A 17,038-nucleotide genomic window follows, 5' to 3' on the forward strand; every position below is an offset into this window, starting at 1 on the left:
GCTGCTTAACAAAACATAACGTCCCACTCGTTGTGTTCCCCAAGAAATCCCCGATAGGATGGCCCAAAGCTATTGCAGGGCTCTGGCACAGGGTTTTCGCAGTGCCTGCAATGAATTGACCCACTTACAAGAACACAACAGGGGACGGTCATGAGGGAGCGGGGAATGGCGCAAGCCAGGCGTGGTGCCTGGCCGCTGGCGACCGGCGCGATGCTGGTGCTGGCACTGGGGATGTGGACAGGCAGGGTTGAAGCTGCTGCTGCCGATGAATATTCGACCGAATCTGCCAAGGCCAGCGAAAGCCTGCTGATCGACGCTGCCCATGCCGGCAAGCGTCTGGTGGTGGTCGGTGATCGCGGCCATATCCTGTTCTCCGACGACCAGGGCAAGACCTGGACCCAGGCCCGGGTGCCCACCCGGCAACTGCTCACCGCAGTGTTCTTCCTCGACGACAAGCGCGGCTGGGCGGTCGGCCACGACGCGCAGATCCTTGCCAGCACCGATGGCGGCGCCACCTGGAGCAAGCAGTTCGAAGACCTTTCCCGCGAAGCGCCGTTGCTCGACGTCAAATTCCTCGACGCCCAGCATGGCTTCGCCGTGGGCGCTTATGGTGCGCTGCTGGAAACCACCGATGGCGGCCAGCATTGGCAGGACGTCGCCGAGCGCCTGGACAACCCTGATCAGCTGCACCTCAATGGCATTGCCGCAATCAAGGACGCCGGCCTGTTCATCGTCGGTGAGCAGGGCAGCATGTTCCGCTCCAGCGATAACGGCCAGAGCTGGACCAGCGTGCAAGGCCCCTACGAGGGCTCGCTGTTCGGCGTGATCGGCACCGCCCAGGCGCAGACCCTGTTGGCCTATGGTTTGCGCGGCAACCTGTACCGCTCGACTGATTTTGGCGACAGCTGGCAACAGATCGATCTCAAGGCCGCGCGTGGCCCGCTCGAATTCGGCCTGGCAAGCGCTACGCTTCTCGATGACGGCAGCCTGGTGCTGGTCGGCAATGGCGGCAGCGTGCTGCGCAGTCATGACGACGGCCAGAGTTTCACGGTCTACAACCGCGCTGATCGGATTGCCCTGGCCGGGGTCAGTGGCCTGGCCGATGGCGGCCTGCTGCTGGTCGGCCAAGGCGGGCTGCACCTGGCCAACGGCGAAGGTGCCGAAGAGGTGCGGCCATGACTCGCCAGGAGAGCTTTGACATGCACCAGCACCATCAGGACAAGGCCACGCTGCTCGAACGGCTGATCTTCAACAACCGCCCGGTAGTGATCGGCCTGTGCCTGTTGGTGAGCATCTTCCTGTTCTGGCAGGCCACGCAGATCCGGCCATCGACCAGCTTCGAGAAGATGATCCCGCTCGAGCACCCGTTCATCGAGCAGATGCTCGAGCACCGCAACGACCTGGCCAACCTCGGCAACACCGTGCGCATCTCGGTCGAAGCGGTCAATGGCGATATCTTCGACAAGGACTACATGGAGACCCTGCGTCAGATCCATGACGAGGTGTTCTACATCCCCGGCGTCGATCGGGCCGGGCTCAAGTCGCTGTGGAGCCCCAGTGTGCGCTGGACCGAGGTCACCGAGGAAGGCTTTGCCGGCGGCGAGGTGATCCCCAATACCTACAACGGCTCGGCCGACAGCCTCGACCAGTTGCGCGACAACGTGCTCAAGTCTGGCCAGGTCGGGCGCCTGGTGGCCAACAACTTCAAGTCGAGCATCGTCGATGTACCGCTCTTGGAGAGTTACCCCGACCCGCAGGATCAGGGTAAGCAGATCAAGCTCGACTACCAGCAATTCTCCCACCAGCTGGAAGAGAAGATCCGCGACAAGTTCCAGGCGCAGAACCCCAATGTGAAGATTCACATTGTCGGCTTCGCCAAGAAGGTCGGCGACCTGATCGATGGCCTGGTGATGGTGGCGCTGTTCTTTGGCGTGGCGCTGGTGATTACCTGGATCCTGTTGTACTGGTTCACCTGGTGCATCCGCAGCACCATCGCCGTGCTCATCACCACCTTGGTGGCGGTGGTCTGGCAGCTGGGGCTTATGCATGCGGTGGGCTTTGGTCTTGACCCGTACTCGATGCTGGTGCCATTCCTGATTTTCGCTATCGGCATCTCCCACGGGGTGCAGAAGATCAACGGCATCGCCCTGCAATCGAGTGGCGCCGACAATGCCCTGACAGCTGCCCGGCGCACCTTCCGCCAGCTGTTCCTGCCGGGGATGATCGCCATCCTCGCCGACGCCGTGGGCTTCATCACGCTGTTGATCATCGACATCGGCGTGATTCGCGAGCTGGCCATCGGCGCTTCGATTGGCGTGGCGGTCATCGTCTTCACCAACCTGATCCTGCTGCCGGTCGCCATCTCCTATGTGGGCATCAGCAAGAAGGCGATCGAGCGCAGCAAGAAGGATGCGACCCGCGAGCATCCGTTCTGGCGCCTGCTGGCCAATTTCGCCAGCGCCAAGGTCGCGCCGGTCTCCATCGCCCTGGCCTTGGTCGCCTTCGCCGGTGGGCTGTGGTACAGCCAGAACCTGAAGATCGGCGACCTGGACCAAGGCGCGCCTGAGCTGCGCCCGGACTCGCGCTACAACCAGGACAACCACTTCATCATCAGCAACTACTCGACCAGTTCCGATGTCCTGGTGATCATGGTCAAGACCCCGTCGGAAAGCTGCTCGATCCACTCGACCCTGGCGCCGATCGACGAGCTGATGTGGACCATGCAGAACACCCCTGGAGTGCAGTCGGCGATCTCTCTGGTGACGGTGTCCAAGCAGATGATCAAGGGCATGAACGAGGGCAACCTGAAATGGGAGACCTTGTCGCGTAACCCGGATGTGCTCAACAGCTCGATCGCCCGTGCCGATGGCCTGTACAACGCCGACTGCTCGCTGGCGCCGGTGCTGGTGTTCCTCAACGACCACAAGGCCGAGACCCTGGAGCGGGTGACGGCGGTGGCCAAGACGTTTGCCGACAGCCATAACAAAGAAGGTCTGCAGTTCCTTCTGGCGGCGGGTAACGCGGGTATCGAAGCGGCTACCAACGAGGTGATCAAGTCGGCCGAGCTGACCATCCTGATCCTGGTCTACCTGTGCGTGGCGGTGATGTGCATGATCACCTTCCGCTCGTTTGCCGCGACCTTGTGTATCGTTCTGCCGCTGGTACTGACCTCGGTGCTGGGCAATGCGCTGATGGCCTTCATGGGCATTGGCGTGAAGGTCGCCACCTTACCGGTGGTGGCGCTGGGGGTGGGGATTGGCGTTGACTACGGCATCTACATCTACAGCCGCCTGGAGAGCTTCCTGCGGGCCGGGTTGCCGTTGCAGGAAGCCTATTACCAGACCCTGCGCTCGACCGGTAAAGCGGTGCTGTTCACCGGTTTGTGCCTGGCGATTGGCGTGTGCACCTGGATCTTCTCTGCGATCAAGTTCCAGGCCGACATGGGCTTGATGCTGACCTTCATGCTGCTGTGGAACATGTTCGGTGCGCTGTGGCTGCTGCCGGCGCTGGCGCGGTTCTTGATCAAGCCGCAGAAGTTGGCGGGCAAGGAGGGCGGCTCGATCTTCGCTCATTGATCGGTGTACGGGGGGCCGCCTTGCGGCCCATCGCAGGCTTTGCCAGCTCCTACAAGTCTGCGATGAACCCCCTGTGCGCGGGCTATTGTGGGAGCTGGCGCAGCCTGCGATGGGCCGCAAAGCGGCCCCACAGGTATACTGCGGGTCTTTGCTCCCCAGGTACCTCTTCCATGACCACCCTCGCCACCGCCCTCGAATCCAGCGACATGCTCCTGATCGACGGCCTGCATGCCTTCGACTTCACCTTCAACGACAACGGTCTGCTGATCGAATGCATGGACGGCCGCGACCTCAAGCGCTGGACCTTCACCCCCGAACAAGTCGCCGCGGCAATCGGCGCGGGTGAACAGTGGCGCCTCAACGATGATCAGGGCGAGCATCAACTAGTCTGTATGAGTGCCGTGTACGGCTCGGACGATGACGATGAGTACGACGATGATGAACCGGACCTGGAAGTGCCTGCTGGCCGCTAGTCTGATGAGCCTTTTTCTCCAGGCACACGCCGCGACCCTGCTGGTGGGCAGCTACACCGACGGCGCCAGCAAGGGTATCTACCGCTACCATTTCGACACTGAACGCGGCCAGATCGATACCCAGCCGCTGCAAGTGGTCAACAGCGTCAGCCCGTCGTGGCTGGTGCTCTCTGCTGACCAGCGCCTCTTGTTTGCGGTTAATGAAACGCCCAAGGGCCAGGTCAGCAGTTTTGCCCTCAGCAGCAAGGGCGAGATCAAACCGTTGAACCAGGTCGCCAGCCAAGGCGATGAGCCGACCCACGCCAGCCTCAGCCACGATCAGCGCTATCTGTTCGTCGCCAACTACGCGGTCGCCGCCGACCCGGGCGGCAGCCTGGTGGTGATCCCGGTGGCCAAGGACGGCAAGCTCAAGCCGGTGGTGCAGCAGGCGCGGCATGCGCCGAGCAAGGTCAACCTCGAGCGCCAGGCCGGCGCCCATGTGCATTCGCTGGTGCCTTCGCCTGAAGGCCGCCACCTGTATGCCAGCGACCTGGGCGCGGACAAGGTGTTCATCTACCGCTACGACGGCGCCAGCACCGAACAGCCGCTGAGCGCGGCGATTCCGGCCTCGGTCAGCCTGCCGCCAGGCAGCGGGCCGCGGCATTTGCTGTTCGATGCCAAGGGCCAGCACGCTTATCTCACCCTGGAGATGAGTGGCGAAGTGGTGGTGTTCGATGTTGAGGATGGTGCCCTGATCGAGCGCCAGCGCCTGCCCTTGAGCGAACGCCAAGACGCCGCTGCAAAAGCGTCGGGTGGCTTGCACCTGTCGGTCGATGGACGCTTCTTGTATGTCAGTAACCGCGGCACGGCGAATGAAATCGTGGTGTATGCGGTGGCCAAGGACAACGGCCAGCTAACCTTGCTGCAGCGCCGTTCGGTCGAGGGCGATCATCCGCGTGAGTTCGCCCTGGACCCCAGTGGCAACTACCTGCTGGTGGCCAACCAGAAGAGCAACCAGATCGTGGTCATGCGCCGCGACCCGCGTAGCGGCAAGCTCGGGGAGACGGTACAGAAGCTGGCCCAGGATGCGCCCTCGGACCTCAAGTTCATCGAGTGACTATCAACAGGGGCTATCAACAGCGACTATCAACCGGGGTGATAATTGCTACTGCTGCAATGAATTTCAGTGGCAGACCTTGGCGGCGTAAGTTTGACCCAAGGCCCACCCGGGCCATTGTCAAACCACCGATGTCGAGGTCAGCCCAGATGAACTTCAATCTCTTCCCGGTTATCGCCGCTTCCGCCATTTCCGCCTCGGTTGTGCTGCCGACGCATGCCCATGCCGACACCAACCGCAAGGCATCTGCCACCCACAGCTATACCGAGCAGTACCTGCGCCAGAGTGCCCATTTTCATGCAGCGTTGAGTGGCAAGAACGGCCTCTGATCCCGATGTCAACACTGAACCTGTGGGAGCGGGCTTGCCCGCGAACAATACACTGCGGTGTATGGCCAGGGCTTTGCCCTGGTTCGCAGGCAAGCCCGCTCCCACAGGTTCCGCTCCCAGGCTGATCGCTATTTAGCCATAACGGCCTTGAACAGCTCTGAAGCCAGCCACCCCTGCAACCAGCTCCGCACCCGCGGATAAGCCGCCTCGGCGAACCACTGCGGTTCGACCCCGGCAAACTGGCGCATAAGGGGTAGCAGGGCGGCATCGGCCAGGCTTGGATGCCCGGCAAGCAGATAAGGCCGGCCTTCGAGCAGGCCTTCAAGCTCCGCCAGCCAGGGCTCGGCCTGCTGGCGGTAATGCTCACGCGAATGCTCGGGGTAGCGTTCGGCATACTTGTACAGGTTGACCTGGGCCTTGAATACGCTGTCGTTGCGTGCGATCAGGGCCTCAGCGTGCTGCGCCGCAGTCGGGTCTGCTTGCAGCTGCCAGTCCTGCGGATCGTTCTGCGCCAGTGCCCAGCGCATGATATCCAGGCTTTCTTCCAGTACGCCGTCGGCAGTCGCCAGCACCGGCACCGTGCCCTTGGGCGACAGTGCCAGCAGCTCGGCCGGTTTGTTCTTCATTGCCACTTCACACACCTGCACGGCGCAGTCGGCATAGCGCAGGGCCAGGCGCGCACGCATGGCCCAGGGGCAGCGGCGGAACGAGTAGAGGATCATCCGCAGACTTCCACATCGCTCAAACCGTTGCCCTGACGGCGCACCTGGATCTGCACCGGAATCCGCTCGTGCATCTCCTGCACGTGCGAGATCACCGCGACCTTGCGGCCCTGGGCCTGCAAGCCATCGAGGGCGTCCATGGCCAGTTGCAGCGACTCAGGATCAAGGCTGCCAAAGCCTTCGTCGATGAACAGCGACTCGATGCGCAGGGTACTCGAAGCCATCGAGGCCAGGCCCAAGGCCAGGGCCAGCGAAACCAGGAAGGTCTCACCGCCCGACAACGAGTGCACCGAGCGCAGCTCATCGCCCATCTCGGTGTCCAGCACCAGCAGGCCAAGGGCACTGCCGCCGCGTTTGAGGCGGTAGCGCTTGGCCAACTGGCGCAGCTGGCTGTTGGCGTGGTGCAGCAGCAAGTCGAGGTTGTAGCCCTGGGCGATCTTGCGGAACACATCGCCAGAGGCCGAGCCGATCAGGGCATTCAAGCGCGCCCAGCGTTGCCACTGTTGATAGGCCTGCTCGATCTCTGCGGCCAGGGCCTGATGCGCCTGTTGGCGACGCTGGTCGTCGGCCTGTTGCGCGCGCAGTTCGGCGCACTGCTGTTCATGCACGGCCAGTTGTTGCTGCAGCTGGCTGAGGGTCTGCTCCAGCTCTTCAGTGGGCATTTCGCTGATGGCGTGCTGATTGTGCTGTTGCAGGCGCTGCTGGCGCTCTTGCAGCAGCACGCGACCTTGTTCGATGGCTTTGTCGGCAGCTTGCACGCGTTGGCGTAGCTCAGCCACTGCGCCATCGTCGATCGCCAGCAGCCGGTCCAGGCCTTGGTCGTCCAGCTCCGGATGATCGGCGCGCCATTGGCTGATCTGCTGTTGCAGCGCCTGGTGCTCCTGTTCCAGGGCCTCGCGGCGCTGTTGATTGGCCTTGAGTTCAGCGGCCACTTGCAGACTTTGCGTGTTGGCCTCCTGGAGCGCCTGGGCAGTGCTGGCTTCGCTGCTGCGCGCCTGTTCTACCTGCTGCTCAAGATGCAGTTGCCAGGCTTCGGCATTGGTGTGCTCGGCCAACAGCGCGGCCAGGGTCGTGCGCGCTTGTTGCTGTTGCTCGGCAAGGCTGGCCAGTTGCTGTTGCAGCTCGCCCTGGCGTTGCAGGCGCGCTTGTTGCTGGTCGCGCAGGCGTTCCAGTTGTTGCTGGCGCTGCTGCTGTTGTTGCTGTTCGTCCTGTTGCTGCTCAAGCTGGAGCATGCGCTGGGCCACCTGCTGATCCAGCGCCAGGAAGGCATGCGCAGGTTCGTCGCGCAGGGCCTGGAGAATGTCAGCGGGCAATACCCCGGCAAAATCGGCCAATGCCTGCTCCAGGCGTTCCTGGTCGGCGTCGAGTGCCTGGTGCTGCTGGTCGAGACGCCGCTGGGCCTGCTGTTGCGCTTCGTTGGCGGCCTGTAATTGCTGGGTGAGGCGGGCAGCGTCCTTTTGCAGGGTCAGCAGCGCGCTCTGGCGTTGTTCGTCGCGGCTGATCTCGCCGTCCAGACGGCGCAATTGGCCCTCCAGCCAACTGCTGCGGGTGCTGTCGTCCTGAGCGCTGAGCGACGGCCACAGGGCATGCGCCTGCAACTGCTGCTGCAGCGGTTGCAACTGCTCGGCCAATTGCCCCTGCTGGTGCTGATACTCCTTGACCTGGCCATTGACCATACCGACCTGGGTGCGCAGGTCGATCAGGCGGGCATTGAGGCTTTCCACCTGAGCCAAGGCAGCGGCTTCTTCGGCCTGGTCATGTCGGCCAAGGCTATTGAACAGCGCCTCGGGCTGATGGAACGGGTGCTCGGCGCTGCCGCAGACCGGACATGGCTCGCCATCGCGCAACTGGGCGCGCAGTTCTTCGACGCTGGTATTGCGTGCCAGGCGCTGGCGTTCGAGCAACTGGCGGGTCAGCGTCAGGGCTTGCTCGGCGGTTTCCAGCTCGGCCTTGGCCGACTGGCCTTCGGTGATCAATTGCTGACGTTGGTGCAGGCCCTGTTGCTGACGTTCGCGCAGCGACTGGATGTTCTGTTGCAGCTCTTGCTCACGGGCGTGCAGGCGTGACAGTTCTTCCACGGCGCGCTGCTGCTTGCGGTTTTCCTGCAGCATGGTGCCGAGCAGGTCGAGCTGTTCGGCCAGGGCCTGCGGCTCGGCGCCAGCTTCACGGAACAACACCTCGAAGGCGTCGCGCTGTTCCTGCAACTGGGCATTGGCCTGGCTGGCCTGGGCTTGCAGGCTGGGCAGTTCAGCGCGGCCCTGGCTCAGGCGATTGCCGATTTGCAGCAGCTGCTGCAGTTGCCCGCGATAAGCCTGCCAAGCGCTGGCCAATGCGGCCAGCGGGGCGCTGTCGGCCAGGGCGGCATCGATTGCGACCAGTTGCTGCTGGCTGCGTTGCTGCTGCTCGTCGAGTTGCTGCAACTGCTGCTGAGCGTCACTGACGCCCTGCTCAGCGTCTCGGGCGAGGTCGCCGAGCTTGGCCGACTCACTGTCCAGACGCGCCAGGTTGTCCTGGGCGGCGAAGGCCTGGCGCAGGTGCGGGGCGCTGTCGCTTTGCACGGTCTGGGCCTGGCTCAGCGCCTGGCGTGCCGCTTGCAGGGCGTGTTGCAGCTCCAGGGCGCGTGCTTGCAGGCTCTGTTGCTGGTCTTGCTGCGCCGCAAGCGCAGCAGCCAGCGGCGTGAGCTGGCTGGCCAAGGCTTGCTGGCGATGGAACGGGTGGCGCTGCGGCGCCAGGCGTTCCAGGTGCTGCAGATCCAGGCGCTGTCCGGCCAGTTGTTGCCAGTCGTGCTCAGCGCTTTGCAAGGCTTGGCTGGCAGCGCTGTGCTGGGCTTGCAGTTGGTGCTGTTCATTGAGCCAGGCGCGCTGCTGTTCCAGTTGACGCTCGCGCGCCTGCTCGGCCTTGAGCGCTTGTTGCGCCTGCTCCAAGCGCTGATCGAGCTCGGCGCGAGCCTCCACGGCCATCGGCAGCAGGTGGCTGGCGCGGTCCTTGAGGGCGTTGTGGGCTTCGCCCGCTTCTCGCGATTTACTGAATGCACGCTGACCGAGGCGGGTATAGATCGCGGTGTTGGTGAGCTTTTCCAGCAGTTCGCTGCGCTCTTTGTCGTCGGCCTTGAGGAAGGCGCTGAACTCGCTCTGGGCCAGCATCACCGCGCGGGTGAACTGCTCGAAGTTCAGGCCAAGGCGCGCTTCGACCAATTGCTTGTATTCGTTCTTGCCGCTGCCCAGCAGCTGCTCGCTGTCCAGATCGTAGAGGCTCTGGCGGCTGTGCTGCAGCTTGCCGTTGGCCTTGTCGCGGGCGCGGTTGGCTTCCCAGCGGGCGCGGTAGCGGTGGCCGTCGATACCCACGAAGTCGACCTCGGCAAAACCGCTGCCGGTGCCCCGGCGCAACAGGTTGCGCGGATCGTAGGTGGGGATGTCGCCGTCGGCATCGGGCACCTTGGCCTCGCGGCCGATCGCATTGAGCCGCGGCACGGTGCCGAACAAGGCCAGGCACAGGGCATCGAGCAGGGTACTCTTGCCCGCGCCGGTCGGGCCGGTAATGGCGAACAGACCAGCGCTGGCCAAGGGCTCGGCGGTAAAGTCGATGTCGATCGGGCCGGCCAGCGAGGCGAGGTTCTTCAGGCGAATGGCAAGGATCTTCATGGCTGCTCCTGCTCCAGCTGGACATCCTGCAGGAGCAGGGCGAAATCGCTCAGGGCCTGCTCGTCGACGGGATTGCCGTAGGCTTGCTCCCAGGCCCGGCTGAACAAGTCCTGCGGGGTCATCTGGCTCAGCTCGACGAACTCCAGCTTGTCCTCCTCCAGTGTCCCGCGCCCGGCATATTCGGCACTGATGCGCACCAGGCGCACGGCCTTGCCTTGCAGCGCCGTTTCAATCTGCTGGCGCAGGTCTGGCTGTGGCTCGTCCAGGCGCACCCGCACTTCCAGCCAGGGCTGGCGATTGGGGTCTTCGAGCAGGTCGATCACCGGCAGCTCGGCGAGCAGTTCGAGCAGCTCGGCCAGCGGCGCCGGGCCCATGCGTTGCAGGGCTACAGCGCGGGGCACCGGCCGCGGTTCGACGCTGACCAGCTCGGCACCGTCGAGCTCGACTTCCAGCACCTGGTGGGGGTAGTTGATTTCCGCGAACGACAGCGGGATCGGCGAGCCGCTGTAGCGGATGCGTTCTTCGCGATTGACCTTCTGCGGCTTGTGCAAGTGGCCCAGGGCGACGTAGCTGATGGCCTTGTCGAACAGCTTGGCCGGCAGCGCCTCGGCGTTGCCGATGATCAGGCTGCGCTCGGAGTCCTCGGAGATCGAGCCACCTGCCATATGCGCGTGGCTGATGGCGATCAGCGCCTGGTCTTTCTTGCGTTTGGCCTGGCCGGCAGCGATCAGTTGCTGGTGCACCTGGGTGATGCCTTGCAGGTAGTCATCGCCCAACTGCGGGCCGGTGACCTCCGCAGGGCGCAGGAACGGCAGGGCCAGGCACCAGGCGCTGACCTTGCCACGGGCGTTGGTCAGTGGAATCAACAGGCGTTCGGCGTCCAGCTGGCCTTCGTCGAGCCAGTGCACCCGGCCCAGGGCGTGGGTGCGCAACCGGCGCATCAGCGCGGCAGGCAGCTCGATGCGCGAGCCGGAGTCGTGGTTGCCGGCGATCATCACGATGTCCAGCTTGGGCTGTTGCTCGTGGGCCTGGACGATGAATTCGTAGAGGCGTTCCTGGGCTTTGACCGGCGGGTTGACCGTGTCGAAGATATCGCCAGCGATCAGCAGCGCGTCGGGCTGGCGCAATTTCAGCTGGCCGAGCAGCCAGTGCAGGAAACAGGCGTGTTCGAAATCGCGTTCCTGGCCATGCAGGCTTTGGCCCAGGTGCCAGTCGGAGGTGTGAAACAGACGCATGGGTGACCTGTAGGTGTTGAGTCGGGGTTGCTTGCGATGGAATTTTTGCGGGTGGGTATGGTAACCCAAGTTGCGATCAGCAATGTGCGGTGGATGTGCGGGCCTCATCGCGGTACGAGGCCCGAACCCACGCCAGCGAAACGCTACTTGGGATAAAGCGGCGGCAAGCTGCCGCTATCCCCAGTCGGCGCGAGCAATTGCTCGGCTGGCGGGATGGCCCCGATCGCCCGCCACAACTCATCGCCATGCCAATACTGGCCGCTCTCGCTATACAACGCGCCATTCAATCCATCCAGCGCATCCGACAACGGCACAAAGCGCGCCGCCATTTCGGCGAGGGTCTCGGGCTGCTGGCGTGCCCAGGCATCCAGCGCCTGTCGGGTAGCCTGCGGATCATTGGCCTGGCAGGCGCGCTTGAGGTCATCGAGCAAGGTGCGCGGGCTTGGGCCAGCCTGCGCCGCGCGCAACACCGCCGGCTGCGAGCGTGCTCGCCACCACAGGGCGAAGCCGAGCAGCGTGGTCAATGCCAACACCAGCGTCGCCAGCTGCCAAGGCCACAGCAGGGTGCTGGCAGAGCTGCTATCTCCCACCGGGGTTTCGGCACTCAAGGCAGGGTTGTCCTGCACGTTGAGGCTGCGCGCCGGCAGGCTGCTGTGTTCCAGATGATCCTCGCGAGTGTTCCACCAGGTCACGTCGACGGTCGGCAAGGTCAGCTCGCCGCTGTGGGTCGGTACCAGCGCTTCACGTTCTTCACGGTTGGCGGTCATGCCGCGCTCGTTGATCTCGTTACGCAGCAGTGGCTGGTCAGGGTAGCGGCGCAGGCCAAGGATTTCGGTGGCCGGTAGTGGCGGCAACTGAGTGCTGGACAGGCCATCGGCGCGCAGGGTGACGCTGCGGGTCATTGAATCGCCGATCTGCACCGTTTGCGTGCTGGGGTCGGGGTTCCAGCGTTCTTCCAGGGTCAAGCTGCGTGCTGGCAGCCACGGGGTGTCGGCAGGATAGTTGGCCGGGATCGGCCGCACGCTAAGACGCAGCGGCAGCGAGCTGACTTGTATCTGGCGACCGGCGCGCTGCTCGGCGCTGTCGGCGGCGGTGGCGGTGAAGGTCAGCGAGGGGATATCGAGGCTGCCGCTGTGCTGCGGATAAACCGCATAGCGGGTTTCGATGACGCCGTGGCGCACGCCGTCGATGTCTTTTTCATAAGTGCGCGACTCGCCCAGCGGCTCGACCTTGGCGTTGTCCAACTGCAGTGGGGTGAGGCTGCTGTCGTCGTACAGCGACACCGAATGGTAGATGCGCAGGGTCAGCACGGCCTGGGCCTGAACGTAGACCTCAGTGCTGTCCAGGGTCGCTTCGATGAACACCTTGGCGGCGCTGTCCGGGCGGCTGGCATCGGCTTGGAGTACTTGCAGGTCGATGGGCAGGCTATGCGACTGGCCCAGTTGCAACGCGGGGATGCTCAAGCTGCCGCTGCGCCGCGGCAGCAGGGTGATGATCCAGCGGGTGCTGGCGCGGGTTTCGCCATCGAGGGTGTGCAGGCTGTTCAGCTGACGGGTGCCGCGCACTTCGAAGTCGGCATCCAGGGCACGCAGGTCGGGTTTGCCGAACTGGGTGACATCCTGGCTTTCGAGGATCAGCTCCAGGGTTTCCCCGGCTTGCAGGCGGCTGCGATCGACGCTGGCTTGCAGGGTCGGCTGGGCGTGGACCTGGACGATCCATAGCAGGGTGAGGAGCAAGACGCCGAAGCGACTCATCGTGGGTTTTCCTGATGCAATTGCTGTTCATACCAGAATTTGCGCCGCAACAGCTGCGCTGGATTGTCCGGAATCTCTCGTAGCCACTGCTCCAACGCCTGGCGTTGTTCGGCATCCAGGCTGGTGGCAGCCGGGCGTTGCGGCGGCTGGGTAAGGCTGTCGTCATCGCCGGCCTGATTGCCTGGCGGCGGCGGGCCGTTGCTGCTGTCGCCTTGCTCCTGGCCGGGCGCTTGCTCCTCGTTGCCGGGGGTGGCTTGCGCCTGATTGGTCGCCGAGCTGCTGTTACCGTCGGTTTCGCTGCCTGGGGTGCCGTGGGCATCGCTGCTGGCTTGTTGCTGTTCGGCCTTGGCTTGACGCTGCAGCAACAGTTGCTGGACCAGGGCCTGGTTGTCCAGTGCCGCTTGCAGTTCCGGCTGGCGCTCAAGGGCCTGCTCGTAGGCGTCCAGGGCTGCCTCCAGCTGATCGGCACGGGCCAGGGCATTGCCTCGATTGTAGTGGGCGGCGGCCGTGCTGCCTTGGGCAAATGCCTTGGCCGCACCTTCATAGTCACCGGCCTGGTACAGCGCTATGCCACGCCATTGCGGATCGTCGAAGTGGCGTGCGGCCTCGGCCGGGCGTTGTTGCTCCAGCAGGCGCTGGCCTTGCTGGTCAGGGCGCAGCCACAGGTCGTTGAATTCGAACGCCTGGCTCGGTTGCGGCAGCGCCAGCAGCAGTGGCAGGCAAAACAGCCAGCCGCGCCGTCCGGCACAGGCAGCCAGCAACAAAAGCGGCAGCAGTAACCAGTAGCCTTGGTCGGCCCAGCTGTCCAATTGCACGGTCTGGCCATCGTTGCGCAAGCCGCGCGGATTATCGAACAGGCCCAGGCCGCGCAGGTCCAGGTCGTCGATGCGGGCGTGGCGATAGCGCCCGCCAGTGCCATTGATGAAGGCTTTGAGGCTGGCGCTGTCCAAGCGGGGGAGGAGGATACCGCCTTGCTCATCCTTGAGGTATTCGCCATTGACCTGGCGCACCGGCGCGCCCTCGCTGCTGCCGATGCCGAGCATCAGCAGGCTTGGGCCCTGGCGGCCTAGCGCCTGCTTGATGCCGTCGCGCTCCTGATCGCTCAAGGCCGAGCCGATCAGCAACAGGCGGCCTTGGCCCAGGCCGCTCTGGGCTAGCAAAGCCAGACCTTTGTGCACTGCCAGGTCCGCGCGCTGGCCCGGCTGGGGCATGATCGACGGGTCGATCGCTTCCAGCAGGTTGCGCGTGGTACCGAGGTCGTCGGACAGCGGCACCAGGGTGTGGGCGCTACCGGCATAGACGATCAACGCGGTCTGGCTGTCGCGGCGGTGTTCGAGCAGGTCGAGAACCTTGCGCCGAGCTTGCTCCAGGCGATTGGGCGGGCTGTCTTCGGCGAGCATCTGCGGGGTTAGCTCAAGCATGATCACCAGTGGGTCGGCGGGGCGTTGGCGGGTTTCTTCCACCCGCTGCCAACTGGTGCCAAGCAAGGCCAGGACGATCAGTAACCAGGCCAGGCCCAAGGCGATCCACGGCAACTTGCTGTTGCTGCCACTGCCGCCGCCAAGCAGTACCGCATGAAATTGTGGCGGCAGGATCATCTGCCAGCGCCCGGCGCGCTTGCGCCGGTGCCAGAGCTTGAACAGCAGCCAGGCGAGCAGCGGCACGACCAGCAGCCAGAGCGGGCGCAACCATTGCGGCCAGAGATCGATCATCGCCGCCTCCTGAGCCGCAGGCGTTTCAAGCGCTCGCGCCATTGCGGGTGCGGTTGCAAGAAGCTGGGGCGACGCAGGACCCGCTGCAACAGGTTATCCGGCCATTGCACAGCGACCACCAGCAACACGCTCAGCAGCAGCGCCAGGGCCAGCGGCCAGGCATACAGCTCCTTGGCGGTGCGCGCCTGGGTCGGTTGCTGCGCCACTGGCTCCAACTGATCGAGGGTGTCGCCGATCGCGTCCAGCTCGGCGCCGTCATGGGCGCGGAAATAGGTGCCCTGGGTCAGATCGGCGATTTCCCGCAGCGAGGCTTCATCCAGGTCCAGGCTCGGGTTCAGCCCGAGCAGGCCAGGAGTGCCGCTGGCCTCGGGGTTGGCGCCGATGCCGATGGTGTAGATGCGCACGCCTTCCTGGGCGGCCAGACGGGCGGCGGTCAGCGGATGGATCTGCCCGCCGTTGTTGGCGCCGTCAGTGATCAGCACCAGCACTCGGCTCTGTGCCGGGCGTTGGCGCAGGCGCTTGACGGCCAGGCCAATGGCATCGCCAATCGCCGTGTTCTTGCCGGCGATGCCGATCTGCGCTTCGTCGAGGAAGGTGCGTACGGTGCGCCGGTCGAAGGTCAGTGGCGCTTGCAGGTAAGCCTCGCTGCCGAACAGGATCAGGCCCACCCGGTCGCCCTCGCGGTCCTGGAGGAAATCGCCGAGCAGCGCCTTGACCAGGTCCAAACGGCTGATTTCCTCATCCTTCCACAGCATGTCGGGGAAATCCATCGACCCGGAGACATCCACGGCCACCAGCAGGTCACGCCCGCTGGCCGCCACCGGCACCGGCTCGCCGAGCCATTGCGGGCGGGCGGCGGCGATCAGCAGCAGCAGCCAGATCAGGACGTAGGGTGCCTGCTGGCGCCAGGTCGGCAGGTTCAGTCGCGCGCGCCGGCCGGCCAGACCTTCGAGCTCATTGAGAAAGCCAACCTTGAGCACCGGCTCCCCGCTGTCGGCGGCCGGCAGCAGCAAGCGCGCCAGCCACGGCAGCGGCAGCAGCAGGAAGATCCACGGCCAGGCCAGCTCAAACATGCTTGCGGATCCAGGTTTCGACCGCCTGGCTGAGCCCGGCGATCGCTTTGTCGTCGAGCTTGCACTCGGGTTTGTAGGTGCCTTCGACCAGCACCATCCAGCGGGTCAGGCCAGCAGCGGGGCAGCGGTTGTCGAGAAACGCCAGCCACTGGCGGCCGCTGAGCGTGTGGCTGTTGGCGCCGGGGTAGTGGTTGCGGCACAGGCGTTTGAGCAGGGCGTTGATCTGCTGCAACCAGGCGCCTGCGGGTGCGCCGTCATAGGGGCGGGGCAGGCGTGCGAGCTCGGCCAGGGCTTCCACCCGTACCGGGTCCAGGGGTTGTTCGGCGCGCACGATCCGCCGCTTGCCAGGGCGCCATTTACGCACCCGCCACAGGCCCCAAGCGAGCAGCGGCAGCAGCGCCAGTAACACCCACCAGCCGGGTGCAGGTGGCCACCAGCCAATCGCCGCGGGGGCGATCAACGGCTGCAGCGAATCCAGCGGGTTCATGTGCTGCTCCCTGGGCGCTGGGCGTTGAGGTACTCGCGCAGCTGCTCAATCATCTCGCTTTGGGTGCTCAGTGGCATCAGCACCACGCGCAGCTTTTGCGCCAGCAGCTCCCAGCGCTCGATCCGCGCTTCGGCCTGCTGGTGGTAGGTGCGGCGCAGGTTGGCGTCGAGGGTGTCGAGTTCGAGCTGGGCGCCGCGCTGGGCGAAGCGCAGCAGGCCGGCGGCGGGCAGGGCATGGTCAAGTGGATCGGAGACCGGCATGAGCAGCACGTCGCAGTGGCGTGAGAGCATCGACAGGTGCTGCTCGACGCCCTCGCTGAGTGCGCGTTCGTCGCAAATGACGATGGCCAAGCTGCCCGGGCGCAGCACTTCGCGCGCCCGGCGCAGGGCCAGGGCCAGGCTGTCGGCCTGCGGCACCGCTTCGGTGTGCAGCGCCTGGTTGACCTTGGCCAGCCGGTTGAGCAGTTGCAACAGGCTCTGCTTGCTGCGCCGCGGCTTGACTTCATGGTGCTCGTTATCGCCGAACACCAGGCCGCCGATACGGTCGTTATGGCCCAGCGCGGCCCAGCCGAACAGCGCCGCAGCCTGGGCCGCCAGGACCGACTTGAACATCAATCCGGAGCTGAAGAACAGCCGCTGGCTCTGCTCGACCATGATGAAGATCGGCCGCTCGCGCTCCTCGTGGAACAGCTTGGTATGCGGCTCCTGGGTACGCGCGGTGACGCGCCAGTCGATGTTGCGCACATCGTCGCCAGCCTGATACACACGCACCTGGTCGAAGTCCACGCCACGGCCACGCAGCTTGGAATGGTGCAGGCCGACCAATGGGCTGCGCTGGCCGGGCCGCGAGAACAGCTGGATCTCGCGCACGCGGTGGCGCATGTCGATCAACTCGCCGAGGCTGGTGCGGATACCGGGTTCGGCCAACGTCGCAGTGGGCAT

13 protein-coding genes are annotated in these 17,038 nt (G+C 64.7%); 5 read left to right on the top strand and 8 right to left on the bottom strand.

What is annotated here, in order from left to right:
- Window positions 1-150 precede the first annotated feature (150 nt).
- The 5 genes from ACF8K2_RS21955 (at window position 151) to ACF8K2_RS21975 (ending at window position 5,473) form a co-directional block, all read left to right on the top strand.
- Window positions 151-1,179, top strand: coding sequence for a YCF48-related protein (locus ACF8K2_RS21955; protein WP_392467592.1), 1,029 nt, complete (start codon window positions 151-153; stop codon window positions 1,177-1,179).
- 20 nt (window positions 1,180-1,199) lie between these two features.
- Window positions 1,200-3,575 (top strand): RND family transporter, encoded by a 2,376-nt coding sequence (locus ACF8K2_RS21960; RefSeq protein ID WP_392467594.1) that lies wholly within the window; start codon window positions 1,200-1,202, stop codon window positions 3,573-3,575.
- A 170-nt stretch (window positions 3,576-3,745) separates the two neighbouring features.
- Window positions 3,746-4,048 carry a DUF5629 family protein gene (locus ACF8K2_RS21965; RefSeq protein ID WP_392467596.1) on the top strand — a complete coding sequence of 101 codons (303 nt, stop codon included), beginning with the start codon at window positions 3,746-3,748 and terminating at the stop codon, window positions 4,046-4,048.
- Window positions 4,014-5,144, top strand: a complete 1,131-nt coding sequence (locus ACF8K2_RS21970) for a lactonase family protein (protein WP_392467632.1) — start codon at window positions 4,014-4,016, stop codon at window positions 5,142-5,144. The genes ACF8K2_RS21965 and ACF8K2_RS21970 overlap by 35 nt, the downstream gene beginning before the upstream one ends.
- Window positions 5,145-5,293: 149 nt before the next feature.
- Window positions 5,294-5,473 carry a hypothetical protein gene (locus tag ACF8K2_RS21975; RefSeq protein ID WP_392467598.1) on the top strand — a complete coding sequence of 60 codons (180 nt, stop codon included), beginning with the start codon at window positions 5,294-5,296 and terminating at the stop codon, window positions 5,471-5,473.
- A 128-nt stretch (window positions 5,474-5,601) separates the two neighbouring features.
- On the opposite strand, the gene ACF8K2_RS21980 is transcribed toward ACF8K2_RS21975, so the two are convergent.
- From ACF8K2_RS21980 to ACF8K2_RS22015, 8 genes are all read right to left on the bottom strand, one after another.
- Window positions 5,602-6,195, bottom strand: a complete 594-nt coding sequence (locus ACF8K2_RS21980) for a glutathione S-transferase (RefSeq protein WP_392467600.1) — start codon at window positions 6,193-6,195, stop codon at window positions 5,602-5,604.
- Window positions 6,192-9,836: an AAA family ATPase gene (locus ACF8K2_RS21985; RefSeq protein WP_392467602.1), complete on the bottom strand. Its 3,645-nt coding sequence runs from the start codon at window positions 9,834-9,836 to the stop codon at window positions 6,192-6,194. Before ACF8K2_RS21985 ends, ACF8K2_RS21980 begins: the two co-directional genes overlap by 4 nt.
- Window positions 9,833-11,071 carry an exonuclease SbcCD subunit D C-terminal domain-containing protein gene (locus ACF8K2_RS21990; RefSeq protein ID WP_392467603.1) on the bottom strand — a complete coding sequence of 413 codons (1,239 nt, stop codon included), beginning with the start codon at window positions 11,069-11,071 and terminating at the stop codon, window positions 9,833-9,835. Before ACF8K2_RS21990 ends, ACF8K2_RS21985 begins: the two co-directional genes overlap by 4 nt.
- 143 nt (window positions 11,072-11,214) lie before the next feature.
- The gene (locus ACF8K2_RS21995) at window positions 11,215-12,825 is read right to left on the bottom strand and encodes a BatD family protein (protein ID WP_392467605.1); all 1,611 of its coding nucleotides are present in this window, start codon (window positions 12,823-12,825) and stop codon (window positions 11,215-11,217) included.
- Window positions 12,822-14,537 carry a tetratricopeptide repeat protein gene (locus ACF8K2_RS22000; RefSeq protein ID WP_392467607.1) on the bottom strand — a complete coding sequence of 572 codons (1,716 nt, stop codon included), beginning with the start codon at window positions 14,535-14,537 and terminating at the stop codon, window positions 12,822-12,824. Before ACF8K2_RS22000 ends, ACF8K2_RS21995 begins: the two co-directional genes overlap by 4 nt.
- A complete protein-coding gene (locus ACF8K2_RS22005) occupies window positions 14,534-15,610 on the bottom strand; it encodes a vWA domain-containing protein (protein WP_392467609.1) in 1,077 nt (358 codons plus the stop codon). Before ACF8K2_RS22005 ends, ACF8K2_RS22000 begins: the two co-directional genes overlap by 4 nt.
- A complete protein-coding gene (locus ACF8K2_RS22010) occupies window positions 15,603-16,097 on the bottom strand; it encodes a DUF4381 domain-containing protein (RefSeq protein WP_186557277.1) in 495 nt (164 codons plus the stop codon). The genes ACF8K2_RS22005 and ACF8K2_RS22010 overlap by 8 nt, the downstream gene beginning before the upstream one ends.
- Window positions 16,094-17,038, bottom strand: a complete 945-nt coding sequence (locus ACF8K2_RS22015; protein WP_186557276.1) for a DUF58 domain-containing protein — start codon at window positions 17,036-17,038, stop codon at window positions 16,094-16,096. Before ACF8K2_RS22015 ends, ACF8K2_RS22010 begins: the two co-directional genes overlap by 4 nt.

This window comes from Pseudomonas sp. xss_2, from assembly GCF_043104195.1.
In the GTDB taxonomy this organism is placed as follows: domain Bacteria; phylum Pseudomonadota; class Gammaproteobacteria; order Pseudomonadales; family Pseudomonadaceae; genus Aquipseudomonas; species Aquipseudomonas urmiensis.